We start from the raw sequence: 25,924 nt of genomic DNA on the forward strand, positions 1-25,924 counted from the left end.
CGAAAAACGCAAAGGCCCTGCGGTGTATGCCGCAGGGCCTTTCTTTTTGCTGCCGCCCTCTTACTGGGCGGCCGTCATGTTGCGTCGGCAGGAATGGAAGATGTCCAGGTCCGGCTGGTAGAGACTGGTGCGTACGTCGTACAGGCCGAGCACCGAGTGGAACAGGTTGTCGTGGCTCAGTTCATCGGCCTTGGCCTTGGTTTCCAGGCAGCCGCGATCGATGCCCAGGTCACCCAATGCACCATTGCCGAACCACATCACCATCGGCACGTGAGTCTGCGCCTTCGGCGCGATGGCGTAGGGCGCCGCGTGCAGATAGACGCCATTCTCGCCCAGCGATTCGCCGTGGTCGGAAACGTAGAGCATCGAGGTGTCGAAGCGGCCTTCATTGCGCTTGAGCAACTCAACCACCTTGGACAGGAAGAAGTCGGTGTAGAGGATGGTGTTGTCGTAGACGTTCACCAGCTCCTCGCTGCTGCAACTGCCCAGCTGGTTGGTGTGGCACACCGGCTTGAAGCGTTCCAGGCTCTTCGGATAGCGGTCGTAGTACTCCGGACCGTGGCTGCCGTCGGCGTGCAGGACGATGATGGCGTTGTCTTTCAGGCCGTCGATGTAGGCCTGCAGGTCCTGCAGCAGGGCTTCGTCCAGGCAGTTCTTGCCGTCGCAGAAGGGGCCGGGCTGGGTCTTGGGGATGTCGCGGTTCGGCACGCGCAGGCAGGTGCCCTTGCAGTCGCTGTTATTGTCCAGCCAGAGCACTGACACACCCACCCGCTGCAGTACGTCGAGCAGCCCCTGGTAGGTCTTGCCCTTCTTGTCGCTGTAGTCCTCGCGGGGGAACTTGGAGAACATGCAGGGCACCGACACCGCAGTAGAGGTACCGCAGGAGCTGACATTGGCGAAGTTGATGATATCGAGCTTGGCCAGCTCCGGGTTGGTCTCGCGGGCATAGCCGTTGAGGGAGAAGTGGTCGGCGCGGGCGGTTTCACCGACCACGAAGATCATCAGCGACTTCTTGCCGTCGGCGCGCACACGCTGTGTCGCCACGGCGTCCTCGCCGATCGGCTGCACCACCAGGTTTTCCTTGATGCCCAGGCGCTGCTTGGCGTACTTGCTCACCGCGTAGATGTAGTTGGTCGGGTTGATGAAGTGGGTCAGCTTGTCTTCCTGGCGGAACACCGGCGCATAGGTGGAATAGAAGCTGCCCACGGAAACCGCCACCACCGCCACGCAAGCGACGATCACCAGGACCTTGTTGAGCAGGCCGCGGAAGAACGGGCGATAAGTCACCGGGGTCCGCCAGATGATGGCCGCCGGCAGAACGCCCAGCACCAGCAGGTAGCCGACCATCCGCGCACTGAACAGGGCCGCGGCTTCGCCGGGGTTGGTCTCGAACACGTTCTGCACCATCACCGTGTCGATGACCACGCCATAGGTGTTCATGAAGTAGGCCGCGCCGGCGGAGACCAGCGCCACCAGGGTCAGCGCCGGCTTGAGCAGCGGACGGAACGACACCAGCGTCAGCAACAGGGTGAAGGCCGCCCAGAGGAAGAAGGCGAACGAGAGGAAGAAGCCGGCACCTTTCACACCTTCCAGCGGCACCAGGTTGTTCAGCGCCTTCCAGGTCGCGACGTTGTAGAAGAGCACCAGGGCCAGGGAAAACAGCAGGACCAGCCGCGTGGAACTGATCTGCGGGATGAGGTGGCGTTTACCCTCAGCCATCGAGTGCACTCCTTGAACTGCAAAAGTCGGATTGGAAACGTGAATGGGAAGGCCTGCCGGCCAGCGGCGGTACTTTAGCGGCAAGTTGGTCAAAAGTGTGTCAATTCGAAGACGTCATCCGGCACATCGGAAGCCGGATGCCCATTCGGTCTGGCACGACCGTACGTCGGAGGCACTTCGCCACTCCGTCGGAAACGCAGATCCCGGCTTGCAGGGCAATGACCACCCCCTAGACTGACATCAAAGTGATATCTCCCCCGTGCCTCGACCACATCCCGACATCTGGAGCTCCCGGCTATGGAATGGCAGAAGGACGCCGTACCCGACGCTGTGCTGTTGGAGTGCACCCACAACCCCGGTCTGGTGCTGCTATCCATCCTCATCGCCTGTGCCGCCAGCTACGTCGCGCTGAGCATCGCCGGCCTGATGCTCCGTTCGCCCCGGCAGGCATGGCGCTGGCAGTGGGTAGGCGGCATCTGCCTGGGCAGCGGCATCTGGTCGATGCACTTCGTCGCCATGCTCGCCTTCCGCCCCGCCGTGCCGGTGCACTTCAGCAGCGGCCTGACCCTGCTGTCACTGCTCATCGCCATCGGCACCTCGGTCGTCGCGATGCGCCTGCTGATCCGCGCCGGGCTCAGCCCGCAGCAACACCTGCTGGCCGCCTGTTGCATCGGCGCAAGCATCGCCGGCATGCACTACACCGGGATGGCAGCCATCCAGGCGCCGCCGATGCAGCATTACGACCCGTCGCTGGTGGCGCTGTCGGTACTGATAGCGATCCTGGTGGCCTATGTCGCGCTGGTGCTCACCCCGGTCCTCAACCGGCAGCCTGCGGATCGCCAGTGGCTCTACCAGCTCCTCGCCAGCCTGCTGCTCGGCAGCGCCATTGCCGGCATGCATTTCACCGGCATGGCGGCGCTGACCCTGACGCTGCCCAGTTGGGTGGTGCCGGTTGCCGACGCCGCCCAGGGCAACGCCATCCAGCTCGGCGTGATGGTCGGACTGCTGGCCCTGGCGGTGGTACTCGCCGGGCTCTGGGCCGCCTGGATCGACGAGAGCCTGGCAAGCAAGGAAAGCGAACTGAACCGGGTCAACACCCTGCTCAGCCAGCTCGACCACGCCAATGCCTCCCTGCAGCAACTGGCGCGCGTCGACGGCCTGACCGGCCTGCACAACCGCACGGCGCTGAACGAGGAGTTCGCCCTGCGCCTGGAGCGCAACCGCAAGAAGGGCCAGGGCATGGCGGTGATCCTGCTGGACCTGGACCACTTCAAGCGGGTCAACGACTCCCTCGGCCACGCCGCTGGCGACGAACTGCTGTGCATCGTTTCCGGGCGCATTCGCAGCGCCCTGCGCGGCTCCGACCTGCTGGCCCGCTTCGGCGGCGACGAGTTCTGCATCCTTGCCGACCTGGGCGAGGATCACGAAGCGCGCATCCTCTCCCAGCGCCTGATGCAACGCATGAAGGAGCCCATCACCACCGCCGGGCGCAGCCTGGTGATGACCCTGAGCGTCGGCATCAGCCTGTTTCCCAATGACGGCGACCAGGCAGAGGAGCTGCTCAAGCACGCCGACCTGGCCCTGTACCAATCCAAGGGCAACGGTCGCAACGCCACCCACTTCTTCAGCCCGCACCTGAAGACCAAGGCCACCCAGGAGCTGCAGCTGGAAGAGGAACTGCGCAAGGCGCTGTGGGACGACGAGCTGGTGCTCTATTACCAGCCGATCCTGCGCATCGGCAACGGCGGGGTGGAGCAACTGGAGGCGCTGGTGCGCTGGAAGCATCCGGTCCACGGCCTGCTGTCGCCGGACCGTTTCATCAACCTGGCGATCGCCAACGGCCTGATCGGCGCGCTGGATGCCTGGGTGCTCCGCCAGGCCTGCCAGGATCTGCGCCGCCTGCATGACCTGGGCTTTACCGAACTGCGGGTAGCGGTGAACTGCTGTGCCAGCAACCTGGGCCGCGCCAGCCTGGTGGAAGAAGTGCAACGCACCCTGGACGAGGCCGGTCTGCCGGCCCGCTACCTGGAGCTGGAGGTCACCGAAAATGCGGTGGTGGCCAACATCGACCAGGCCATTCCACTGCTCAATCGCCTGCGGGAACTGGGCGTGAGCCTGTCGATAGACGACTTCGGCACCGGCTATTCGTCGCTGTCGTACCTGCGCCAGCTACCGCTGGATGCCCTGAAGGTGGACCGCTCCTTCATTTGCGACGTGCCCCAGTCCCAGCGTGACGGCGAGATCGCCCAGGCGATCATCGCCATGGCGCAGAAACTGCACCTGAAGGTGATCGCCGAAGGTGTCGAGCACCCGCAGCAGCTGGCCTTCCTGCGCGAAAACAACTGCGAACTGGCGCAGGGCTACCTGTTCAGCCGCCCCCTGCCCCTCTCCGCGCTGGTGGAGTTCCTCGACGCCTACCACGAAGGCAGCGAGTCGACGCTGTTACGCAATCAGGCCTGAACGCCAGCGCGGCAGCCAGCGCAGCGAGTCGGCGGTGGTGCCGGTCGGTCGGTATTCCGCCCCCAGCCAGCCCTCGTAGCCGACGTCATCGAGCACCTGCAGCGGCACTTCGAAGTCCATCTCGCCGGAGCCCGGCTCGCCGCGCTCGGGGTAGTCGGCGAACTGCACGTGGCCGATCTGGCCCATCAGCGCATAGATGCAATCCACCAGTTCCAGGCCCATGCGCGCCATGTGGTAGAGGTCCAGCTGGGCGCGCAGGTTTTCCCGGGCCACGCGCTCGAGCATGTCCTGCAGGTGTTCCGGGGTATTGAGCAGGAAGTCCTTCATGTCGTGGCAATTGATGGCTTCCATCAGCACGTCGGTGCCACTGCCGGCGAAGGCGTCGCAGGTGGCGCGCAGGCGCTCGGCCAGGGTCTGCAGGGCGACCTCGCGCTCCAGGCCCTCGACCAGACGGCCAGCCAGTACGTTCACGTGCTGCGGCTTGACGACACGCGCGTACTCCAGCGCCTGGGCCAGCGCCGCGTCGAACTCCGCCGCACGCGCAGGCACCGCGGCGATACCCGGGCCGCCCTGCATCAGGTCGCCGGCGGGCAGGTTGATCAGCACCAGCGGCAGGCCGGCGTCATCCAGTGCGGCCTTCAGTTGCTCGGCCGGGACGTCGTAGGGGAACTGGATTTCCACGCCATCGAAGCCGGCCTTGGCGGCAGCGTCGATACGCTGCAGCAACGGGACTTCGGTGAACAGCAGGGACAGGTTGGCGCAGAGTTTCATTCAGGTAATTCCTTCGACTGGCGGTATTGCTCGACCAGGGTAGCCGGGTCGCGTTCGAGATTGCCCTGGCTGCCGTGCAGGCGCATCAGTTGCGCGGCGAGGCCGCTCATGGGCGTGGCCGAGCCTTCCTCGCGGGAAAGCTTCACGGCCGTGTCCAGGTCCTTGAGCAGCGTGCGCACATGCCACTTCACCGGTTCGAAGCGGCTCTCGGCCATCTGCGGGGCAAGGATCTGCAGGGGTTTGGAATCGGCGAAGCCACCGGCCAGCGCCGGGGCGATCAGGCTGGCATCGACGCCGGACTTTTCCGCCAACGCCACCACCTCGGCGATCACCAGCGCGTTGCAGGCGACAATCATCTGGTTGCACACCTTGGTCACCTGCCCGGCGCCGACATCCCCCATGCGCGTCAGGCGTTGGCCGAGGTTGGCCAGGATCGGCCGTACGCGCTCGATATCCTCGACACAGCCGCCGGCCATGATCGCCAGGGTGCCGGCCTCGGCGCCCGGCGTGCCGCCGGACACCGGGGCGTCGATCCAGCGCATGCCCGTACGCGCTTCCAGCTCGGCGGCCATTTCGCGGGTGGCGGCTGGCTCCAGGCTGGAGAAGTCCACCAGCACCTGCCCGGCGCGGGCGCTCTCGACGATGCCGTCGGCACCGAACACCACCTCGCGCACGGCGGCGGTATCGGCCAGGCAGAGCATCACCACCTCGGCATCGGCGCACAGCTGTGCCGGAGTCTCCACGGCGCGGGCGCCCTCCCCGGCGAGCAGTTCGCGCTTGCCGGCGGAACGGTTCCACACGGTCAGCGGGTAGCCGGCGGCGAGCAGTCGACGGGACATGGGCACGCCCATCAGGCCGAGGCCGGCGAAAGCAATGGAAGGCAGGGCAGACATCTGTAACTCCTGTGAGGCAAAATAGCGGGCACGGGGGCGGCCATCTTAACCCCCGCGAAGGCAAAGAGCCTGCTGAGGATCTCGCGAGCTAGCGCAGAACAAGGCGAGAAGGGACGAGGAGCGGAGCGTAAATGAGCATCCGAGGCCATTCTCAACGCCGTTCTGCCGACGCGCAGCAGATCATCAGCCGGCTCGAAGGCCGAGCCTGCCGGCAGTGCGTGCTCCCTGGGTCGGGGAATACGCGGGCAGACAGCCGCTAAACTTCCCAGGCTTTTTCCGCTATTGAACCGGAGACTGCTCCATGCTGAAACGCACCCTGGCGCTCGCCGCCTGCTTTGCGCTGTCCTTTGCTGCGTCCGTTACCCATGCCGAAGCCCTGAAAGAGCTGAAGGTCTCGGCCATTCCCGATGAAGCCCCCACCGAACTGCTGCGCAAGTTCAAGCCGCTGGGCGCCTACCTGGAGGAGCAACTGGGCATGCCCGTTAAGTTCATCCCGGTATCCGACTATGCCGGCGTGGTCGAGGCCCTGGCCTCCGATCGCCTGGACATGGCCTGGCTGGGCGGTTTCACCTTCGTCCAGGCGCGCCTGAAGACCGGCAATGCCATCCCGCTGGTACAGCGCGAGCAGGACCAGCAGTTCACCAGCAAATTCATCACCGCCGACCCGAACGTGAAGTCGATCCAGGACCTGAAGGGCAAGACCTTCGCCTTCGGCTCCGTGTCCTCCACCTCCGGCAGCCTGATGCCGCGCTACTTCATGCAGAAGGACGGCGTGGTGCCCGAGCAGTTCTTCTCCCGCGTGGCCTACTCCGGCGCCCACGACGCTACCGTCGCCTGGGTCCAGGCCGGCAAGGTCGACGCCGGCGTGCTGAACGCCTCGGTGTGGCAGAAGCTGGTGGACAGCGGCAAGGTCGACACCAACAAGGTGAAGGTCTTCGCCACCACCCCGACCTACTACGACTACAACTGGACCGTACGCGGCAACCTCGACCCCGCGCTGGCGGAGAAGATCAAGAAGGCCTTCCTGGCCCTCGACCCGAACAACCCGCGCGACAAGGAAATCCTCGACCTGCAGGCGGCCAGCCGCTTCATCGAGACCAAGCCTGAGAACTACAAGGGCATCGAGGAGTCGGCTCGCGCCGCCGGCCTCCTGAAGTGACCCTGAAACTGACCGGCGTGGAGCACGTCCACGCCAACGGCCAGCGTTCGCTCGCCGGCATCGACCTTGCGGTCGAAGCCGGCGAACGGGTGGCGATCATCGGTCCTTCGGGCGCCGGCAAGACCACCCTGCTGCGCATCCTGGCCACCGCCCTGAAACCCTCGGCGGGCAGCTATGAACTGCTCGGCGCCCAGCCCTGGGCGCTGAGTGGCGCCGCGCGCCAGCGCCTGCGCGCACGCATTGCGCTGGTGCACCAGGCCCCTCCGCTGCCGCCGCGCCAGCGGGTGGTCACCGCCGTACTCGCCGGCCGCCTCGGCCAGTGGTCGCTGGGCAGGAGCCTGGCCAGCCTGCTCTATCCCCTCGACAGCGCCGGCGCCCGCGCCGAGCTGCAACGCCTGGACCTCTCCGACAAGCTGTTCGAACGCTGCGACCAGCTTTCCGGTGGCCAACTGCAACGAGTCGGCATCGCCCGGGCGCTGTACCAGCAGGCCGAAGTGCTGCTGGCGGACGAACCCGTCTCGGCCATGGACCCGGTGCTCGCCGGCCATACCCTCGGCGTGCTCAGCCGCGAAGCGCAGAGCCGCGGCGTGACGCTGCTGGCCAGTCTGCATGCGGTGGACCTGGCGCTGGAGCACTTCCCGCGCATCGTCGGCATCCGCGATGGCCGCATCGCCTTCGACAAGCCGGCGGAACAAGTCACTCCGGACGACCTGCGCGCCCTCTACGCCAACGAGCAACTCGGCCAGCAGGCCGACTCCCCGCCAGCGGGCAAACCTGTGGTGGTGCAGATTCCGCGATGCTGAAGCCTGCGCTCTCGAAGAGCCCGCCCCGCGACCCCGCCGCGCTGCCACGCCTGCTGCTCACCCTGCTCGCCCTGGCCCTGTTATGGCCGGGCCTGCGCCTCTCCGAGCTGGATATCAGCGGCCTGTTCAGCGGCGACAATGCGCGGACCATGGCCAATTTTCTTGGCGGTTTCTGGCCGCCGGCCCATGACGACGAATTCCTCGGCCTGCTCGGCCGCGCCACCCTGGAAACCCTGGCCATCGCCACCGCCGGCATGGCGCTGGCCTGGCTGATCGCCTTCCCCGCCGCGCTGCTGGCGACCCGTGCGCTATCGATCTCCGCCCTGCCCCGCGGCGGCTTGCCGGCCTGGTGGGCGCGCGCCTTGCGCTGGCCGGTGCGTGGCCTGCTGATCCTGCTGCGCAGCGTGCCGGAAATCGTCTGGGCGCTGCTGTTCGTCCGCGCCGTGGGCCTGGGACCGACCGCCGGCGTGCTGGCCATCGCCATCACCTACGGCGGCATGCTCGGCAAGGTCTACGCGGAAATCTTCGAATCGGTGGACCCGCGTCCGACCCGCGCGGTGCTGCTCGGCGGCGGCTCGCGCCTGCAGGCCTTCGCCTACGGCGTGCTGCCCTCGGCGGCGCCGGAACTGATTTCCTACACCGTCTACCGCTGGGAGTGCGCGATCCGTGCCTCGGTGGTGATGGGCTTCGTCGGCGCCGGTGGCCTCGGCCAGCAGATCGACCTGTCGCTGCGCATGTTCGCCGGCGGCGAGGTGGCGAGCATCCTGCTGACCTTCCTGCTGCTGGTGCTCGGCGCCGACCTGCTCAGCCGCTTCCTGCGCGGGAGGCTCGAATGAGCGGGCTGTTGCGCAGCCTGGCCTGGCTGCTGGTCGTCCTGGCCGCGGTGATCGCCTCCTTCGCCTACCTGCAGATGGACACCGGCGGGCTCTTCAGCGCCAAGGGCCTTGGCCAGATGCTCGCCTATGCGCGCGACTTCCTGCCCCCGGACCTTTCCGCCGCGCACCTGCAGGCCATTGGCCGGGGCGCACTGGAAACCCTGGCCATGTCGGCCATCGGCACCCTCCTCGCGGCACTGCTCGGCGTGCTGCTGGCACTGCCGGCGGCCGGGCGTTTCGGCCGTGTCGCCCAGAGCCTGTCGCGGCTGCTGCTCAATGCCCTGCGCGCGGTACCGGAACTGGTGTGGGGTGCGCTGATGGTGCTGGCCGCAGGACTGGGACCGAACGCCGGCACCCTGGCCCTGGCGCTGCATACCGGCGGGGTGCTCGGCCGACTGTTCGCCGAGGCGCTGGAAAACACCCCGAGCGCTCCCGCCGAGGCCGTGCGCCTGGCCGGTGGCGGGCGCGTCGCCGCCTTCGCCTACGGCACCCTGCCGGCGGTCTGGCCGCAACTGGTGGCCTACGTGCTGTACCGCTGGGAGAACAACATCCGCATGGCCAGCGTGCTCGGCTTCGTCGGCGCCGGTGGCCTGGGGCAGATGCTCTACTTCAGCCTGAGCCTGTTCCAGCAGGCCCAGGCGGCAACGGTGATTCTCGCCATGCTGTTGCTGGTGCTGGGCGTCGATACCCTGAGCGCCTGGGCACGGCAGCGCTGGGTGAGTCATTGAGATTCACCTTGTAGGAGCGAGCTTGCTCGCGAACCAGGCGTCAGCCCACTCGGTGTCAGGCGGTTCGCGAGCAAGCTCGCTCCTACAAACAGCTCTTACGAGCATCGGAAACAGCACGCAACAAAAAGCCCGGCACATGGCCGGGCTTTTTCATTCGCAGCGTATCAGTCGGACTCGCCGTGGCGAATGACGTCCTCGAGGTCTACCGGGTCGCCGTAGTGGGTGCCGAGCTTCTGGCGGATGTCCTCGAACATCGCGTCATACTCCTTGTGATTGCGCACCACGGCGCCAAAGCGCGGGTGCAGGCCATGCTTCTGGGCAATGCGGGTGGCATCGCTGGCAAAGTTGAAGGCCTGCTCCTTGGGCATGTCCCATTCTTCGCTGAAAGCATTCCGGTCGATTTCGCCTTTCATGGTGAAGTGCACGTAAGTGCCCTTCTCCGCATCCCTGCGCACTTCGTAGTAGATGTGAGCGTCAATTTCCTGCTGGTCCAGCCCCGGCATGGCCTGGAGGTGCAGATGGCCCGGTTCGAACATGGCGAATCTCCTTCTATGGAATCCGCACAGTCTAGCGCGCCTTTGTGAATTGGAAATCGTTCTGTGTCAGTGCAGGACGTCTTTTCGAATTCTTTCTTGAACCAATACCCAGGGCGCAATTACCACCGCCCAGAGCTCCGGGTCACGGGCGAGGAAATCCTCCGCCTGGATTTCGTCGACCTTGCCAAGCTCGCCGCTGGCAAGCCAGGCGGCGACCTTCACCTTGTCGTCCTCGGCAACGCCCACCGCGACCTCCACCAGATCGGCGGAACCCGCAACCTTGAGCAGGTTGCCACGGGCGAAGAACGGCGCGAGCTCCTGCCAGGAAATCTTCGCGGTTTCGCCAAGCAACTTGGCATAGAGGGTGCTAGCTTGTTCAGTCATGGATCTCACCTGGTAAACGATCGGCGCCATGATAGCGCCGAGGCCGCGCCAGGCAAGGTTCGGACGGCGCTTTCCGGATGACGGAACCCTCAGGGAAAAATCGGAGAGACGCCGTTTTTCTGTACGTTTGTGTCAAGGTTGCGACATGCGCTCGGCCAGCCCGCCGCCCCCCGCTTTTCAAGCGGTAAAGCGGCACTCTACACTGTACCGGTACAGTTGCCGGTGGGCTTGTCCGGGGCAATCCCGGTTCTGCAGCCTTCGGCTACCAGGACTACAAAAACGAATAACACAAGAAGAGTGGAGCACTATGAAAAAGGGTACTCAGCGTCTTTCCCAGCTGTTCACCGCCATGGCACTCGCCGGCGTTGCCAGCTACTCCATGGCCGCCGACACCATCAAGATCGCTCTGGCCGGCCCGGTGACCGGCGCCGTCGCCCAGTATGGGGAGATGCAGTTCGTTGGCGCGAAAATGGCCATTGAGCAGATCAACAAGGCGGGCGGCGTAGACGGCAAGCAACTGGAAGGCGTGGTCTACGACGACGCGTGCGATCCGAAACAAGCCGTGGCCGTTGCCAACAAAGTCGTCAACGACGGCATCAAGTTCGTGGTTGGCCACCTCTGCTCCAGCTCCACTCAGCCGGCATCCGACATCTACGAAGACGAAGGCGTGATCATGATCACCCCGGCGTCCACCAGCCCGGACATCACCTCCCGCGGCTACAAGCTGATCTTCCGCACCATCGGCCTGGACAGCCTGCAGGGCCCGACCGCCGGCAAGTTCATCGCCGAGCACATCAAGCCCAAGTCCGTGGCCGTGATCCACGACAAGCAGCAGTACGGCGAAGGCATCGCCACTGCCGTGAAGAAGACCCTGGAAGCCGACGGCATCAAGGTTCCGCTGTTCGAAGGCATCAACGCCGGCGACAAGGACTTCTCTGCGATGATCGCCAAGCTCAAGCAGGCCAAGGTGGACTTCGTCTACTACGGCGGCTACCACCCGGAACTGGGCCTGCTCCTGCGCCAGGCTTCCGAGAAGGGCCTGAAAGTCGGCTTCATGGGTCCGGAAGGCGTCGGCAACAAGGAAATCTCCGCTATCGCCGGCCCGGCTTCCGAAGGCCTGTACGTGACCCTGCCGAAATCCTTCGACCAGGATCCGAAGAACAAGGGCCTGGTTGACGCGTTCAAGGCCAAGAACGAAGACCCGAGCGGTCCGTTCGTGTTCCCGGCTTACGCCGCTGTCGAAGTCATCGCCGAAGGCATCAAGAAAGCCGGCAGCGAGGAAACCGACAAGGTAGCCGCGGCTCTGCGCGCCAACACCTTCGCGACCCCGACCGGTGACCTGGCCTTCGACGAGAAGGGCGACCTGAAGAACTTCAACTTCGTGGTCTACCAGTGGCACAAGGACGGCACCAAGACCGAAGCCAAGTAAGCCGCTGGCCGACACCCAGAGCCCACTGCACCCGCAGTGGGCTTTGTTTATCCGAGTATTCCGGGGGTCCGTCGCGCCACAAGCGCCGCTTCACGCGACGCCCGAGGAGTTAGGTAATGCCTGATCTCTATCACTATCTGCAACAGCTGATCAACGGCCTCACCGTCGGCAGCACCTATGCCCTGATCGCCATCGGCTACACCATGGTCTACGGCATCATCGGCATGATCAACTTCGCCCATGGCGAGGTGTACATGATTGGCTCGTACGTAGCCTTCATCGTGATCACGGGGCTGGCGATGATGGGAATCGTAAGTCTTCCTGTCGTCATCATCTGCACCTTCGCCGCCAGCATCATCGTCACCAGTGCGTACGGCTACGGTATCGAACGAATCGCCTACCGCCCGCTGCGCGGAAGCAACCGACTGATTCCGCTGATCTCCGCGATCGGCATGTCGATCTTCCTGCAGAACGAGGTCCTGCTCGCCCAGGACTCCAAGGACAAGGCCATCCCCAACCTGCTGCCGGGCAACTTCATCATCGGCCCGGACGAAATGAGCGGCGTGACCATCTCGTACATGCAGGTGCTGATCTTCATCATCACCCTGCTGACCATGTACGGCCTGTCCATGTTCATCTCCCGTTCCCGCCTGGGCCGCGCCTGCCGCGCCTGTGCCGAGGACCTGAAGATGGCCAACCTGCTGGGCATCAACACCAACAACATCATCGCCCTGACCTTTGTCATCGGCGCCACCCTGGCCGCCGTGGCCGCGGTGCTGCTGGGTCTGCAGTATGGCGTGATCAACCCGCACATCGGCTTCCTGGCCGGCATCAAGGCGTTCACCGCCGCGGTGCTGGGCGGCATCGGCAGCATTCCGGGCGCCATGCTCGGCGGGCTGGTGCTCGGCGTTGCCGAAGCCTTTGGCGCCGACGTGTTCGGTGACCAGTACAAGGACGTGGTGGCGTTCACCCTGCTGGTGCTCGTCCTGCTCTTCCGCCCCACCGGCATCCTCGGCCGCCCGGAGGTGGAAAAGGTATGAGCCAGAAACTCAAGACCGCATTCTTCAGTGCCCTGCTGGTGATGGCCGTCGCCTACCCGGTACTCGGCGTGAAGCTCAGCGTGATCGGCATCGGCCTGCAGCTGGAAGGCGTCAGCCCCACCACGCTGTGGGTCATTGCCGCGTGTGCCGTGGCGATGTTCGTCTGGCAACTGGTGCGCGACAAATTCCATTTCGTGACCAGCACCCGCCAGTTCCTGTCCCGGCCGCACACCAAGCTCGCCGAACGCCTGACCCACTCCTCGGTGCAGCGCAAGATCATCCTCGGCCTGATCGTCATCGCCCTCGCCTGGCCGTTCTTCGGCTCGCGCGGCGCGGTGGACATCGCTACGCTGATCCTGATCTACGTGCTGCTGGGCCTCGGCCTGAACATCGTGGTGGGCCTGGCCGGCCTGCTCGACCTGGGTTACGTCGGCTTCTACGCCGTGGGCGCCTACAGCTACGCGCTGCTCTCGCACTACTACGGGCTGGGCTTCTGGACCTGCCTGCCGATCGCCGGCCTGATGGCAGCCTTCTTCGGCTTCATCCTCGGCTTCCCGGTGCTGCGCTTGCGCGGCGACTACCTGGCGATCGTGACCCTGGGCTTCGGCGAGATCATCCGCATCCTGCTGCGTAACCTGACCTGGCTGACCGGCGGCCCCAACGGCATCAGCAACATCGAGAAGCCGAGCCTGTTCGGCCTCTCCTTCGAGCGCCGCGCCCCCGAGGGGATGCAGACCTTCCACGAGTTCTTCGGCATCGCCTACAACTCGAACTACAAGGTCGTGTTCCTCTACCTGGTCGCACTGCTGCTGGTGCTGCTGGTGCTGTTCGTGATCAACCGCCTGCTGCGCATGCCCCTGGGTCGTGCCTGGGAAGCCCTGCGCGAAGACGAGATCGCCTGCCGCGCCCTCGGCCTGAACCCGACCATCATCAAGCTCTCCGCCTTCACCCTCGGTGCCTGCTTCGCCGGTTTCGCCGGCAGCTTCTTCGCCGCGCGCCAGGGCCTGGTGACGCCGGAATCCTTCACCTTCATCGAGTCGGCGACCATCCTCGCCATCGTCGTGCTGGGTGGCCTGGGTTCGCAGCTAGGCGTGATCCTCGCTGCCGTAGTGATGATCCTGCTGCCCGAACTCATGCGCGAGTTCAGCGAGTACCGCATGCTGATGTTCGGCGCCATCATGGTGCTGATGATGATCTGGCGTCCGCAGGGCCTGCTGCCCATGCAGCGTCCGCATCTGGAGTTGCGCAAATGAGCCAGACCATTCTTGAAGTAAGCGGCCTGACCATGCGCTTCGGCGGCCTGCTGGCCGTCAACGGGGTGGCCCTGAACGTTAAGGAAAAGCAGGTGGTCTCGATGATCGGCCCGAACGGCGCCGGCAAGACCACCGTGTTCAACTGCCTGACCGGTTTCTACCAGCCCACTGGCGGTCAGATCCTCCTGCGTGGCGAAGCCGTGCAGGACCTGCCCGGCCACAAGATCGCCCACAAAGGCGTGGTGCGGACTTTCCAGAACGTTCGCCTGTTCAAGGAAATGACCGCGGTGGAGAACCTGCTGGTCGCCCAGCACCGCCACCTCAACACCAACTTCTTCGCCGGCCTGCTGAAACTGCCGTCCTTCCGCCGCAGCGAGGCGGAGGCGCTGGACTACGCCGCGCACTGGCTGGAGATCGTCAACCTCAAGGAAGTCGCCAACCGTCCGGCGGGCACCCTCGCCTACGGCCAGCAGCGTCGCCTGGAGATCGCCCGCTGCATGATGACCCGTCCGCAGCTGTTGATGCTGGACGAACCGGCGGCCGGCCTGAACCCGCGGGAAACCGAGGACCTGAAGGCACTGATTGCCATGCTGCGCTCCGAGCACGGCGTCACCGTCCTGCTCATCGAGCACGACATGAAGCTGGTGATGAGCATTTCCGACCATATCTACGTGATCAACCAGGGCACGCCCCTGGCCGACGGCACCCCGGAAGAAATCCGCGGCAACCCGGATGTGATCAAAGCCTATCTGGGGGAGGCCTGAGTCATGCTGAAGTTCGACAAGGTTTCCACCTTCTACGGCAAGATCCAGGCGCTGCACGAGGTCAGCATGGAAGTCCAGCAGGGTGAGATCGTCACCCTGATCGGCGCCAACGGGGCCGGCAAGTCGACCCTGCTGATGACCCTGTGCGGCTCGCCGCGCGCCTCCTCGGGCAGCATCACCTACCTGGGCGAGGAACTGGTCGGCAAGGAATCCTCCGTGATCATGCGCAAGAGCATCGCCGTCGTGCCGGAAGGCCGTCGTGTGTTCGCCCGCCTGACCGTGGAAGAGAACCTGGCCATGGGCGGTTTCTTCACCAACAAGGACGACTACCAGGAGCAGATGGACAAGGTCCTGTCGCTCTTCCCGCGCCTGAAGGAACGCTTCAACCAACGCGGCGGCACCATGTCCGGCGGTGAACAGCAGATGCTCGCCATCGGCCGCGCGCTGATGAGCAAGCCCAAGCTGCTGCTGCTCGACGAGCCGTCCCTGGGCCTTGCGCCGATCATCATCCAGCAGATCTTCGACATCGTCGAACAGCTGCGCCAGGAAGGCGTGACCGTCTTCCTCGTCGAGCAGAACGCCAACCAGGCGCTGAAGCTCGCCGACCGTGGCTACGTGCTGGAGAACGGTCGCATCGTCATGCAGGACTCCGGCGCCAACCTGCTGGTGAACCCCAAGGTGCGCGACGCGTACCTGGGCGGCTGACGTCCCGCGCTGCAACGAAAAACGGCCCTTCGGGGCCGTTTTTTATTGGTTCGCGCCGTGCGGCTCTTGGTAGGAGCGAGCTTGCTCGCGAACAAGCTCGCCGGTGAGTTCTGCGTGCGAGCAAGCTCGCTCCTACAACGCCTCAGTTCTGCGCCTCGGACTGGGCAATGAACTCCAGCATCTTCTCACTGCCATCGACCAGGTCGGCGTGAATGGCCGCGCGCGCGGCGGCGCCGTCGCCTTCGCGCAGCGCCCGCAGCACTTCCCAGTGGTGCTCCACCGCCATGCGCTCGTTGAAGTCGGCGTAGGCCTGGGCGATCAGCGGGCCGGTGCGCATCCACAGGCTGTCGAGGAAGGCGCGCAGCAGCGGCATCCCGGCGATGTCGGCCAGGGCGAAGTGGAACGCCTGGTTGAGCTTGAGCGCCTGGACCATGTCCTCGGCGTGGATCGCATCGAGGTTCGCGCGGATGTTGGCTTCCAGCTCATCCAGTTGCTCGACGCCGGCCCTGGCGGCGGCCGTCTCCGCGGCCAGCCCTTCGAGGGCGATGCGGATGCTGCGGATCTCCAGGTACTGCTCGCGGGTAAGCAGCGGCACGCGGATGTCGCGCGGCGTCTTGAGCACCAGCGCCTGTTCCTTGGCCAGTTGCAGGATCGCATCGCGCACCGGGGTCACGCTGGTGCCCAGCTGCTGCGCCAGGTCGCGGATGCGCAGGCGATCGTCCGGCTTGAAGCGGCCGGTGATCAGCGCCTCGCGCAGCAGTGCGTAGACGCCGCTGCCCAGGTAGGAATGGTTCAGCCCTTCGATCGGGTAGTTCATCGTTTTCTCATCGCCGTCTCGTCACATGGCGCGGCATGCAGGCGTGCATGATGCAGATCGAACGCGCCCGATACCAGCCGGATCAGACATGCTGGCCGCCATTGACGTGGATTTCCGCGCCATTCACGTAAGACGCGCCGCTGGTACAGAGGAAGTGGATCAGCGAAGCGACCTCCTCCGGCTTGCCCAGGCGGTGCAAGGGAATGTCGCGCTCGACGATCAGCTCGGTGCCCGAGGAGAGGATCGCGGTGTCGATCTCCCCGGGCGCAATGGCATTGACCCGCACGCCATGCGGGCCGAAGTCGTGGGCCATCTCGCGGGTGAGCGCCGCCAGCGCCGCCTTGGAGCAGGCGTAGGCGACACCGGCGAAGGGATGCACCCGGGACCCGGCAATGGAGGTGACGTTGATCACCGAGCCCTTGGCCGCCTTCAGCTCGTCGAACAATCCGCGCGCCAGCAGGGCCGTGGAGAACAGGTTGACGTTGAACACCTTGAGCCAGGTGGCGTAGTCGCTCTCCAGCACACCCAGGCGCTCCCCTTCCGGCCCTTTCGGCGAGATGCCGGCATTGTTCACCAGCGCATGCAGCTGGCCGCCGAGCTTCTCGCGGATCTGCGGCAGGCTCGCCTGCACGCTGTCGATGTCCTCAAGGTCCAGGTGGATGTGGTTGATCAGCCCTTCGGCCCAGGGGCATTCGGCACTCCAGTCCTGGCGCGAGGCGGTGAACACGCGCCAGCCGGCGGCGTTGAAGTGCTTGACTGTGGCATGGCCGATGCCTCGGCTGGCACCGGTGAGCAGCAAGGTCCTGGTCTGGTTCATGGTGCATCCCCCTGCACAAGGCAATTGTCCGTGGTGGCATGGCGTGCATCGCTGTGCGCGATGAAGCAAATAAAAACATGATGCATCATGTTTTGGAAGATGTTTAAATCCCTCCCCGCGTCATCCGATTCCGAACAACAAGAAGAAACTGGAGGACATCCCATGCTCGACCGCACCTGTACCGCGCGCTCCTCACCCTGAGCCAACGGGCGACCGGCCGGCCTCCCAGCTCGGGCCGTCCCAGCCCTCTCTTGAAGCTGCCCTCTTTTCGATGGGCCGGATTGGCCCGACCAGGAGTAATCGCATGTTCAAGAAAGCTGCAGCACTGATGTTGCTCGCCGGCGGCGCCGCCGGCCAGCTCCACGCCGAAACCCTCACCGTGGTGTCCTTCGGCGGCGACAACAAGGTGGCCCAGGAAAAGGCCTTCTACAAACCCTTCGAGCAGCAGGCCAAAGTCACCGTGCAGGGCGCCGAGTACAACGGCGAAATGGCCAAGATCAAGGTCATGGCCGACACCGGCCAGACCAGCTGGGACGTGGTCGAGGTGGAATCTCCGGAACTGATGCGCGGTTGCAGCGAAGGCCTGTTCGAGCAGCTCGACTGGTCGAAGCTGGGCAAGCGCGAGGACTTCCTCGACGCCGCCGTGAGCGACTGCGGCGTGGGCATCTTCATCTGGTCCACGGTGCTCACCTACGACGCCAAAAAGCTTGCCAGTGCACCGACCAGCTGGGCCGATTTCTGGGACGTGAAGAAGTACCCGGGCAAGCGCGGCCTGCGCCGTGGCGCCAAGTTCACCCTGGAATTCGCCCTGGAAGCCGACGGCGTGAAACAGGCCGACCTGTACAAGGTGCTGGGCACGAAAGAGGGCGTCGACCGCGCCTTCAAGAAGCTCGACGAACTCAAGCCCTACATCCAGTGGTGGGAAGCCGGCGCGCAACCGCTGCAATGGCTGGCCGCCGGCGACGTGGTGATGACCAGCGCCTACAACGGCCGCGTCGCCACCGCGCAGAAGGAAGGCCGCGACTTCGCCATCCAGTGGAACGGCAGCATCTACGACCTGGACCACTGGGCCATCGTCAAGGGCAGCCCGAAGAAGGAGCTCTCCGAACAGTTCATCGCCCTGGCCAACAAGCCCGAGCACCAGAAAGTGTTCGCCGAGAACATCCCCTACGGCCCGACCAACAAGAACACCATTCCGCTGATCGATCCGGCCATCGCCGGCAAGCTGCCCACCGCGCCGCAGAACCTGGAAAACGCGCGCGCCATGGACACCGAGTTCTGGATCGACCACGGCGAGGAACTGGAACAACGCTTCAACGCCTGGGCGAGCAAGTAACCGCAACAGTACCGCCCGACCTTGCGTCGGGCGGTGCTCCGCGACTCGCCGGGCCGCTGCACGATTGACCTGCTGGACCCGCTGGAGAAGTACCCGTGCCCCTCAACACCGCCCCCGTTCAAGACCACCTGCTGGAAGCGGCCCCCGCCCAGGTGAGCGACGCCCAGGCCGCCGCCATCGCCGAGGAGTATTTCGGCCAGCGCGGCACCCTGAACCGCCTCGCCGGCGAACGAGACCTGAACTTCCACATCAGCCACGGCCACGGCGACGACCGCCTGCTGAAACTCTCCCACCCGCTGGAAGACCCGCAGGTGGTGGACTTCCAGACCCGCGCCCTGCTGCGCGTCGAGGCCGCCGATCCGAGCCTGCCGGTGCAGCGTGTCTACCCCTCGCTGAACGGCGAATACCAGATTCCGGTGGTCATCGACGGCCAGCCGATGCTCGCCCGCCTGTTCTCCTTCGTCGACGGCCTGCCGCTGCACCGCGTGCCGCAACGCAGCCGCGTCCTGCGCGAAGGCCTCGGCGATGCCCTGGCCCGCCTGGGCATCGCCCTCGACGGCTTCGAGCATCCGGCCTCCGGCCACGAACTGCTGTGGGACATGAAGCACGCCTCGCGCCTGCGCCGCCTGCTGACCTACATCGAAGACCGCGAGCAGCGCGCGCTGGTCGAACGCTTCCTCGACAGCTTCGAGCGCCACGCCCTGCCCCGCCAGGCCAGCCTGCGCGCCCAAGTGATCCACAACGACCTGAACCCGCACAACGTGATCGTCGATGCCGCGCACCCCGACCAACTGCGCAACATCCTCGACTTCGGCGACATGGTCCACGCGCCGCTGATCAACGACCTCGGCGTCGCCGCCGCCTACCAGGTGGGCGCGCCGGACGCACCGCTGGCCACCGCCTGCGAGATGATCGCCGCCTACCATCGCCGCCGCCCGCTGCTGGAAGCCGAGCAGGAAATCCTCGCAGACCTGATCGCCACCCGCCTGATCATGACCCTGAGCATCACCGCCTGGCGCGCCAGCCTGCACCCCGAGAACCGCGACTACATCCTGCGCAACGCCCATCACGCCTGGCAGAGCCTGCAAGGCCTGGCCCGCCTGAGCCGGGAACAGGCGCAGGAGCAGATCTTCGCCGCCTGCCAGGTCTCCGTTAACCACGAGGAGCCGCTTCAATGACCATGCCCAACGGATTCAGTCCGGCCGACGCCGACCGCCTGAGCGACGAGGAACGTCGCCTGATCGAGCGCCGCGAGCGCCTGCTCGGCCCGGCCTACCGGCTGTTCTATGAACGCCCGCTGCACACCGTGCGTGGCGAAGGGGTCTGGCTCTACGACAAACAGGGCAATCGCTACCTCGACGCTTACAACAACGTCGCCTCCATCGGTCACTGCCACCCCCGCGTGGTGCAGGCGATCGCCAGCCAGGCGGCAGTGCTGAACACCCACACCCGCTACCTGCAGGAAGGCATCCTCGACTATGCCGAGGACCTGCTCTCCACCTTCCCCGCCGGCCTCGACCAGGTGATGTTCACCTGCACCGGCAGCGAGGCCAACGACCTCGCCCTGCGCATCGCCCGCCACTACACCGGCGGCACCGGGGTGATCATCACCCGCTTCGCCTACCACGGCGTCACCGGCGATATCTCCGAACTCTCGCCGGCCCTGGGCAGCGGCATCACCCTGCCGGCTCACGCGCGCACCGTGCGTGCGCCGGACGCCTATCGACTGGGCGCGGAGAACGTCGCCAAGACCCTGGCCGATGACGTACGCGCCGCCATCGCCGATCTGCGCGCCCATGGCATCAAGCCCGCCGCGCTGCTGCTCGACGGCATCTTCGCCAGCGATGGCGTGCTGCCCGTCCCCGCCGGCTTCCTCGCCGAAGCGGTGAAAGTCGCCCAGGACGAAGGCCTGCTCTACATCGCCGACGAAGTGCAAAGCGGCTTCGCCCGCACCGGCGACGCCATGTGGGGTTTCCAGCGCCACGGCGTGCAGCCGGACCTGGTCACCCTCGGCAAACCCATGGGCAATGGCCAGCCCATCGCCGGCGTGGTGGCGCGGGCGGACATCCTCGAAAGCTTCGGGCGCAACGTGCGCTACTTCAACACCTTCGGCGGCAACCCGGTGTCCTGCGCGGCGGCCCAGGCGGTGCTCGATGTGATCCGCGACGAGAAGCTGCAGGAGCGCTCCCAGCGCATCGGCGGCTTCATGCTGGAAGGCATCCGCCGACTGGCCGACCGGCATGAGCTGATCGGCGACGTGCGCGGCGCGGGGCTGTTCCTCGGCGTCGAACTGGTGGCCGAGCGCGCCGGGAAGACCCCGGCCGCCAGCCAGACCCGCCGGGTGGTCAACGCCATGCGCGAGCGCGGCGTGCTGATCAGCGCCGCCGGCCCGATGGAGAACATCCTGAAGATTCGCCCGTTGCTGGCCTTCGAGCAGGAACACGCCGAACTGTTCATCGACTGCCTGGACAAGGCGTTGCAGGACGTGGCCGGCTGAGTCGACGGCGCAAGCAGAAACGGGCGTGGCCTGCGGAGATTACCCGTCGCAGGCCAAGCCCGTTTTCAGCTCGGTGATCGTCAGAAACCTACGCCGACATTGACCATCGCGGCGGAATTCCCCAGCACCACCAACTCGGTGCCGACCGGCCCCATACGTGCGCCGAAGGAGGGAATGATCGCCGGCGCCACGCCGTAGTGGTTCAGCGGAATCTTGTCGCGGTACTTGCCGTGATAGCCCTGCAGTGCGCCACCGGTGACCTTGGCGTAGAACGGCGTGCCTTCCCAGTCGAAGCGTTTGCCGGCGTACAGGTAGTTGGAACGCTGGCTGAAGGAGTTACGGAAGGTCGCGCCACCGAACACCATGCCGTCGGCGCGATTGCGCTCCAGGCCAATCAGGTCCTGGTGGTTGTTGTGGTCCGGATCGTGGTCCCAGTGGGTTGTGTAGACGCTGGTCTGCAAGTACCAGAAATCCCCATCCCCAGCCTGGGCAGCGGCACAGCCGAGCATCAGCAGCAGCGCGATCGACAGGCGGCGCATGGCATGTCCCCCGCTCAGATGGCGACTCGGCTGGCGCCATTGACCGTCAGGATGCGTACGCGATCACCCACACGGAACTGCTGGGCCGGGTCCGCCGCCTGGACATAGGCGCGGGTAGCGCCGCTGTCCTCACGCACCACGATCTCCACGCCCTGGGAGCGGGTGACGCCCTCCTCCACCGCCGAACCCGCCGCACCGCCCGCCACCCCGCCGAGGATGGTGGTGATGGTCTTGCCGCGTCCGCCGCCGATGGAGCTGCCAGCGATACCACCGACAGCGGCGCCCGCCAGGGTACCGATTGGCGTCTTGGTGCCTTCGATCTGTACCAGACGCAGGGATTCGATAGTGCCCATGCGCACGTTCTGTACCGCGCGGGCGTCATCGCGGGAATAGGACGAGCCCGACAGATTGGAGGCGCAACCGGTCAGGGCCAGGGTGGCACTGGTGAAGAGCGCGGTCAGCAACAGCATGGAGCGGTTCATGATGGCTACCTCGAGAGGCGTTCAAAAAGGATGGGGCAAAGCCTACGGCCGCCACCCTGAACTCCCCCTGAACCCTCTCTGAACCAATGCTGAACGAACCTGAACGAACCTGAACGAAATGTCCTTCAGCCTTCCAGGGCGACCAACTGCCGCCGGCTCTGCTCGAACCAGCGCAGCAGGTAGTCGGCCAACAGCTGCGTGCGGCGAGGCAAGCGCCCTTGGTACGGATGGATGAGGTACACCGGCTGGGTACGGGTCTGGTACTCGCGCAACAACCAGACCAGGCTGCCGTCGGCCAATTCCTGCTGAATCATGTAGGACGGCAACCGGCTGATACCCGCGCCGGCCAAGGCCGCCTTCTTCAACAGGGTGTAGTGATTGCTCGCCATCAGGCCGCTGACCTCCACGCGGAACAGTTCGTGATGGCGCTGGTAGAGCCAGGTGCCGCTGTCCTGGTAGTGGGTGTTCTGCAGGCAGGAATGCCCGGCCAGCTCCGCCGGCGACTGCGGCACCCCGTGGCGCGCCAGGTAGTCCGGCGTGGCGCAGGTCAGCTCCTGCAGCGCGAACAGCGGCCGGGCCACCACGCGCTCGTCTACCGCCAGGCTGCCGGAGCGGATAGCCAGGTCGAAGCCGTCCGCCACCAGGTCACGCAGGGCGTTGGACAGGTCCAGCTCCAGGCGGATGTCGGGATACTCGCGGGAGAACTCCATCAACCAGGCATCGAAGAAGGTCTCCCCCAGGGAAACCGGCAAGCTCAGGCGCACCGTGCCCCGCGCCTCGTCCTGCAATGCCAGTACCGCCTGCCGCGCACGCGCCGCCTGGGCATTGAGCGCCTGGGCCTCGGGCAGCAGCGCCGCCCCCGCGGCGGTCAACGACAAGCGCCGCGTGGTGCGGTGCAGCAGGGTTGTACCCAACGCCTGCTCCAGCGCGGAGATGCGTTTGGACAGCTGCCCCTTGCTGCAGCCCAGACGCTCCGCCGCGCGGGTGAAGCTGCCGCACTCGAGCAATATGGCAAACGCGGACAGGTCTTCCAGGTCGCTGGCGATTGTTTCCATATGAAAACCAAAGGTTGTCGATTAACTGGATTATCACAACAAGCAGCCACTTTACTCTGAAGCCGTCTTCCACCAAATCCCTTCGGAGCCTCCATGAAAATCATCCTGATCGGTGCCAGCGGTACCCTCGGCCAGGCCGTCGCCAACGAACTGGGGCAGCGTCATGAAATCATCCGCGTCGGCCGCAACAGTGGAGACTTGCGCGTGGACATCACCGACAGCGCCTCGATCCGCGACCTGTTCCAACAGACCGGTGGTTTCGACGCCCTGGTCAGCGCCGCCGGCAAGGTGCACTTCGGCGCGCTTGCAGAAATGGGCGAGGCGGAAATGGCGATCGGCCTGAAGGACAAACTGATGGGCCAGGTGAACCTGGTGCTGATCGGCAGCCAGTACGCCAACGACGGCGCCTCGTTCACGCTCACCACCGGCATCCTCAGCGAACAGCCCATCGTGCTGGGCAGCTCGGCCAGCCTGGTGAATGGCGCGGTGGAAGGCTTCGTGCGCAGCGCCGCCCTGGAACTGCCGCGCAGCCAGCGGATCAACGCGGTGAGCCCGAACGTGCTGGTGGAATCGATGGAGGGCTATGCACCGTTCTTCCGTGGCTTCAAGCCGGTCCCCGCCGCCGATGCGGCCCTGGGTTTCGCCCGCAGCGTGGAAGGCGCGCAGACCGGGCAGGTGTACAAGATCTGGTGACGGAGCATCTGCGTAGGGCGCATAACCTGGAACAGGTTATCCGCCGGGACATTCGCGGCGGATAACGCTGGTGCGCTATTCGTCCTGCGATTTCGACGTAAACCTGTAGGAGCGCGCCATGCGCGCGATCGCGGGCATGGCCCGCTCCTACAATGATCGGCGCAACACGCAGCTACTCGGTCTTGCCCGCGTAACAGACCGGCGAGCTGCCCTCCCCCTGCTTCTCCAGCTCATCCTCAAGGAACTCCGCCAGCACCCGCGCATTGTTGTGCTCCTCGTCCTTGGCCCCATAGAGCAGGGTCAGCGTGCCCTTGCGCGCCAGGTCGAGCAGCCCCATCCAGTGTTCCGGGTGGGCGTTCAGCTCGCTGTGGTAGGCCTTGCGGAACTCCTCGAACAGACTCGGATCATGATGGAAGCGCCGGCGCAGTTCGTTGGACGGCGAGGCGTCCTTGGCCCACAGCGCCATGTGCAGGTCCTCCTTGCGAATCCCGCGCGGCCACAGGCGGTCCACCAGCACCCGCTGGCCATCGTCCCCGGCCGCCGGCTCGTAAGCACGCTTGCAACGAATCATCCGATTTCCTCCCGGAGCCTGGCATTGCCCTTGAGATAGCCGGCTTCGCTGGGTAACGTGGGCCCACTTTCGAGGGAGCCCGTTCCATGCGATCCAGCCGTTTCATTCTGTTCAGCCTGCTGCCCCTGTTCGCCGCCTGCCAGGTGTGGACGCCAAACAAGACCGATCTTAACGCCTCTACCCGTCTGCAAGGCGAACTCAGCCAGCAGGATGGCAAGCTGATGTTCCGCGGCTGCACCGAGCAGCGCCGCTTCAGCGTCGAGGACAGCGCCAGTACCGGCCTGCCCCGCGACGCCAAGAGCCTGTTCGAGGACGGCGCCAGGACGCTGTTCGTCGACCTGCGCGGCAACTTCAGCGGCAGCACCGCCGCCGGAACCGACGGCAAGCTGGAAGTGACCAAGGTCCTGCGCCTGCAGAACGAAGGCCCCGGCTGCGACGACCCGAACTTCAAGCGCAGCATCGTCCGCGCCCACGGCAACGAACCGGGCTGGAGCGTGCTGGTCAACAACCAGGGGCTGCTGCTCGAACAGCCCGGCAAGGAGTCGCTGGTGGTGCCCTACATCGCCGAGGACCTGCCCAATGGCAGCACCAGTTACTCCAGTGAAGCCAACGGCGAGAAGCTGGAACTGTGGGTCGCCCCGGCCCGCTGCCAGGACGGCATGAGCGGCGCGCTGAGCAATCTGTCCGCCGAGCTGCGCGTCAACAATCAGGTCATGCGCGGTTGCGCCTATCCGGGCGGCGCCAGCAACGACTGACTGCCGGGGCAAATTCCGCCGGGCGCTCCGCGCGTCCATTCAACGTAGGAGCGGACTCCGTCCGCGATAGCCCCCATCGCGCCGGATGCCATCGCGGACGAAGTCCGCTCCTACGTAACCTGCAGCCTCGGAAGATCGGCTCTTCCGACTCAGAGCGCCCGTTCGGCCGCCTGTCGGGCGTGGATGGCAGTGGTATCGAACAGCGGCACCGAGGCATCCTGCGGGCCGACCAGCAGGGAAATCTCGGTGCAGCCGAGGATCACCGCCTGCGCACCGCGTGCGACCAACGAGGCGATGATGCGCCGGTAAGCATCGCGCGACTCGTCGCGAATCTGCCCCAGGCACAGCTCCTCGTAGATGATCCGGTGCACCACCTGGCGCTCCTCATCCGAGGGCGTGAGCACCTGCAGGTCGTACTTCTCCTGCAGTCGATCCTTGTAGAACGCCTGCTCCATGGTGAAGCGGGTGCCGAGCAGACCGACCCTCGTCACCCCCGCCGCGCGGATCGCCTCAGCGGTCGGGTCGGCAATGTGCAGCAGCGGGATGTCCACCGCCGCCTCGATGGCCGGAGCCACCTTGTGCATGGTGTTGGTGCAGAGCACCAGGAAGTCCGCACCGGCCGCCCGCAGCGAGCGCGCCGCCTCGGCCAGCAGGCGCCCGGCGGCGTCCCAGTCGCCGGCGTGCTGCAGCCGCTCGATCTCGTGGAAGTCCACGCTGTACAGCACGATCTTCGCCGAGTGCAGGCCGCCCAGGCGCTCCTTGATGGTCTGGTTGATCTGCCGGTAGTAGGGAATGGTCGACTCCCAGCTCATGCCGCCAATCAGGCCGATGGTCTTCATCGCC

At 65.5% G+C, this 25,924-nt stretch carries 27 protein-coding genes; 15 read left to right on the top strand and 12 right to left on the bottom strand.

Annotated features, from left to right (window positions below):
- Positions 1-60: 60 nt before the first annotated feature.
- Positions 61-1,719, bottom strand: coding sequence for a phosphoethanolamine transferase (locus J5M67_RS09905; RefSeq protein ID WP_207885127.1), 1,659 nt, complete (start codon positions 1,717-1,719; stop codon positions 61-63).
- Between the two features lie 297 nt (positions 1,720-2,016).
- On the opposite strand from J5M67_RS09905, the gene J5M67_RS09910 reads away from it, so the two are divergent.
- The gene (locus tag J5M67_RS09910) at positions 2,017-4,179 is read left to right on the top strand and encodes a bifunctional diguanylate cyclase/phosphodiesterase (RefSeq protein WP_207885128.1); all 2,163 of its coding nucleotides are present in this window, start codon (positions 2,017-2,019) and stop codon (positions 4,177-4,179) included.
- Here the strand turns inward: J5M67_RS09910 and J5M67_RS09915 are convergent.
- Positions 4,162-4,950 (bottom strand): hydroxypyruvate isomerase family protein, encoded by a 789-nt coding sequence (locus tag J5M67_RS09915; protein WP_207885129.1) that lies wholly within the window; start codon positions 4,948-4,950, stop codon positions 4,162-4,164. The two genes, J5M67_RS09910 and J5M67_RS09915, sit on opposite strands and share 18 nt — an antisense overlap.
- A complete protein-coding gene (locus J5M67_RS09920) occupies positions 4,947-5,843 on the bottom strand; it encodes an NAD(P)-dependent oxidoreductase (protein WP_207885130.1) in 897 nt (298 codons plus the stop codon). Before J5M67_RS09920 ends, J5M67_RS09915 begins: the two co-directional genes overlap by 4 nt.
- Before the next feature lie 301 nt (positions 5,844-6,144).
- On the opposite strand from J5M67_RS09920, the gene J5M67_RS09925 reads away from it, so the two are divergent.
- From J5M67_RS09925 to phnE, 4 genes are read left to right on the top strand one after another with little or no spacing between them, the layout of a single operon-like run.
- Entirely contained in the window at positions 6,145-7,002 is an 858-nt protein-coding gene (locus J5M67_RS09925; RefSeq protein ID WP_207885131.1) for a putative selenate ABC transporter substrate-binding protein, read from the top strand.
- Complete coding sequence (locus J5M67_RS09930) at positions 6,999-7,805, top strand: phosphonate ABC transporter ATP-binding protein (RefSeq protein ID WP_207885132.1); 807 nt, start codon at positions 6,999-7,001, stop codon at positions 7,803-7,805. The genes J5M67_RS09925 and J5M67_RS09930 overlap by 4 nt, the downstream gene beginning before the upstream one ends.
- A complete protein-coding gene (locus J5M67_RS09935) occupies positions 7,799-8,641 on the top strand; it encodes an ABC transporter permease (protein WP_207885133.1) in 843 nt (280 codons plus the stop codon). Before J5M67_RS09930 ends, J5M67_RS09935 begins: the two co-directional genes overlap by 7 nt.
- On the top strand, positions 8,638-9,408 hold the full coding sequence (gene phnE, locus J5M67_RS09940; RefSeq protein WP_207885134.1) for a phosphonate ABC transporter, permease protein PhnE: 771 nt from the start codon (positions 8,638-8,640) through the stop codon (positions 9,406-9,408). Before J5M67_RS09935 ends, phnE begins: the two co-directional genes overlap by 4 nt.
- Positions 9,409-9,572: 164 nt before the next feature.
- On the opposite strand, the gene J5M67_RS09945 is transcribed toward phnE, so the two are convergent.
- On the bottom strand, positions 9,573-9,944 hold the full coding sequence (locus tag J5M67_RS09945; RefSeq protein ID WP_207885135.1) for a DUF5064 family protein: 372 nt from the start codon (positions 9,942-9,944) through the stop codon (positions 9,573-9,575).
- Positions 9,945-10,010: 66 nt separating this feature from the next.
- Positions 10,011-10,328, bottom strand: a complete 318-nt coding sequence (locus J5M67_RS09950; protein WP_207885136.1) for a DUF2288 domain-containing protein — start codon at positions 10,326-10,328, stop codon at positions 10,011-10,013.
- Positions 10,329-10,635: 307 nt separating this feature from the next.
- On the opposite strand from J5M67_RS09950, the gene J5M67_RS09955 reads away from it, so the two are divergent.
- The 5 genes from J5M67_RS09955 to J5M67_RS09975 all read left to right on the top strand — a co-directional run bounded on the left by J5M67_RS09955 (position 10,636) and on the right by J5M67_RS09975 (position 15,519).
- Entirely contained in the window at positions 10,636-11,757 is a 1,122-nt protein-coding gene (locus J5M67_RS09955) for a branched-chain amino acid ABC transporter substrate-binding protein (protein WP_207885137.1), read from the top strand.
- A gap of 116 nt (positions 11,758-11,873) precedes the next feature.
- The gene (gene livH / locus J5M67_RS09960; RefSeq protein ID WP_207885138.1) at positions 11,874-12,797 is read left to right on the top strand and encodes a high-affinity branched-chain amino acid ABC transporter permease LivH; all 924 of its coding nucleotides are present in this window, start codon (positions 11,874-11,876) and stop codon (positions 12,795-12,797) included.
- Positions 12,794-14,050, top strand: coding sequence for a high-affinity branched-chain amino acid ABC transporter permease LivM (locus J5M67_RS09965; protein WP_207885139.1), 1,257 nt, complete (start codon positions 12,794-12,796; stop codon positions 14,048-14,050). Before livH ends, J5M67_RS09965 begins: the two co-directional genes overlap by 4 nt.
- Positions 14,047-14,814, top strand: a complete 768-nt coding sequence (gene livG / locus J5M67_RS09970) for a high-affinity branched-chain amino acid ABC transporter ATP-binding protein LivG (RefSeq protein ID WP_207885140.1) — start codon at positions 14,047-14,049, stop codon at positions 14,812-14,814. Before J5M67_RS09965 ends, livG begins: the two co-directional genes overlap by 4 nt.
- Before the next feature lie 3 nt (positions 14,815-14,817).
- Entirely contained in the window at positions 14,818-15,519 is a 702-nt protein-coding gene (locus J5M67_RS09975; protein ID WP_207885141.1) for an ATP-binding cassette domain-containing protein, read from the top strand.
- 142 nt (positions 15,520-15,661) lie between these two features.
- Here the strand turns inward: J5M67_RS09975 and J5M67_RS09980 are convergent, their stop codons facing one another.
- Both J5M67_RS09980 and J5M67_RS09985 read right to left on the bottom strand, forming a co-directional pair.
- Positions 15,662-16,336, bottom strand: a complete 675-nt coding sequence (locus J5M67_RS09980; protein ID WP_207885142.1) for a GntR family transcriptional regulator — start codon at positions 16,334-16,336, stop codon at positions 15,662-15,664.
- Between the two features lie 82 nt (positions 16,337-16,418).
- Positions 16,419-17,153, bottom strand: coding sequence for an SDR family NAD(P)-dependent oxidoreductase (locus J5M67_RS09985; protein ID WP_207885143.1), 735 nt, complete (start codon positions 17,151-17,153; stop codon positions 16,419-16,421).
- A gap of 304 nt (positions 17,154-17,457) precedes the next feature.
- Here J5M67_RS09985 and J5M67_RS09990 point away from each other — a divergent pair, with 304 nt between their 5' ends.
- From J5M67_RS09990 to J5M67_RS10000, 3 genes are all read left to right on the top strand, one after another.
- Entirely contained in the window at positions 17,458-18,489 is a 1,032-nt protein-coding gene (locus J5M67_RS09990) for an ABC transporter substrate-binding protein (protein WP_207885144.1), read from the top strand.
- A 95-nt stretch (positions 18,490-18,584) separates the two neighbouring features.
- Complete coding sequence (locus tag J5M67_RS09995) at positions 18,585-19,667, top strand: phosphotransferase (RefSeq protein ID WP_207885145.1); 1,083 nt, start codon at positions 18,585-18,587, stop codon at positions 19,665-19,667.
- Positions 19,664-20,986 (top strand): aspartate aminotransferase family protein, encoded by a 1,323-nt coding sequence (locus J5M67_RS10000; protein ID WP_207885146.1) that lies wholly within the window; start codon positions 19,664-19,666, stop codon positions 20,984-20,986. The genes J5M67_RS09995 and J5M67_RS10000 overlap by 4 nt, the downstream gene beginning before the upstream one ends.
- Positions 20,987-21,066: 80 nt before the next feature.
- Here the strand turns inward: J5M67_RS10000 and J5M67_RS10005 are convergent, their stop codons facing one another.
- From J5M67_RS10005 to J5M67_RS10015, 3 genes are all read right to left on the bottom strand, one after another.
- Entirely contained in the window at positions 21,067-21,525 is a 459-nt protein-coding gene (locus tag J5M67_RS10005) for a sn-glycerol-3-phosphate transporter (RefSeq protein WP_207885147.1), read from the bottom strand.
- A gap of 14 nt (positions 21,526-21,539) precedes the next feature.
- Positions 21,540-22,007, bottom strand: coding sequence for a glycine zipper 2TM domain-containing protein (locus J5M67_RS10010; protein ID WP_207885148.1), 468 nt, complete (start codon positions 22,005-22,007; stop codon positions 21,540-21,542).
- Positions 22,008-22,132: 125 nt separating this feature from the next.
- Positions 22,133-23,062 (bottom strand): LysR family transcriptional regulator, encoded by a 930-nt coding sequence (locus tag J5M67_RS10015; protein ID WP_207885149.1) that lies wholly within the window; start codon positions 23,060-23,062, stop codon positions 22,133-22,135.
- A gap of 93 nt (positions 23,063-23,155) precedes the next feature.
- Here J5M67_RS10015 and J5M67_RS10020 point away from each other — a divergent pair, with 93 nt between their 5' ends.
- A complete protein-coding gene (locus tag J5M67_RS10020; RefSeq protein ID WP_207885150.1) occupies positions 23,156-23,755 on the top strand; it encodes a short chain dehydrogenase in 600 nt (199 codons plus the stop codon).
- A gap of 172 nt (positions 23,756-23,927) precedes the next feature.
- Here the strand turns inward: J5M67_RS10020 and J5M67_RS10025 are convergent, their stop codons facing one another.
- On the bottom strand, positions 23,928-24,326 hold the full coding sequence (locus J5M67_RS10025; RefSeq protein ID WP_207885151.1) for a DUF488 domain-containing protein: 399 nt from the start codon (positions 24,324-24,326) through the stop codon (positions 23,928-23,930).
- 86 nt (positions 24,327-24,412) lie between these two features.
- Between J5M67_RS10025 and J5M67_RS10030 the strand changes: the two genes are divergently transcribed.
- On the top strand, positions 24,413-25,081 hold the full coding sequence (locus J5M67_RS10030) for a COG3650 family protein (RefSeq protein WP_207885152.1): 669 nt from the start codon (positions 24,413-24,415) through the stop codon (positions 25,079-25,081).
- Positions 25,082-25,230: 149 nt separating this feature from the next.
- Here J5M67_RS10030 and J5M67_RS10035 read toward each other — a convergent pair whose 3' ends face one another.
- Positions 25,231-25,920 carry an aspartate/glutamate racemase family protein gene (locus J5M67_RS10035; RefSeq protein ID WP_207885153.1) on the bottom strand — a complete coding sequence of 230 codons (690 nt, stop codon included), beginning with the start codon at positions 25,918-25,920 and terminating at the stop codon, positions 25,231-25,233.
- Between the last annotated feature and the right edge of the window lie 4 nt (positions 25,921-25,924).

This window comes from Pseudomonas sp. 30_B (assembly GCF_017491605.1).
In the GTDB taxonomy this organism is placed as follows: domain Bacteria; phylum Pseudomonadota; class Gammaproteobacteria; order Pseudomonadales; family Pseudomonadaceae; genus Pseudomonas.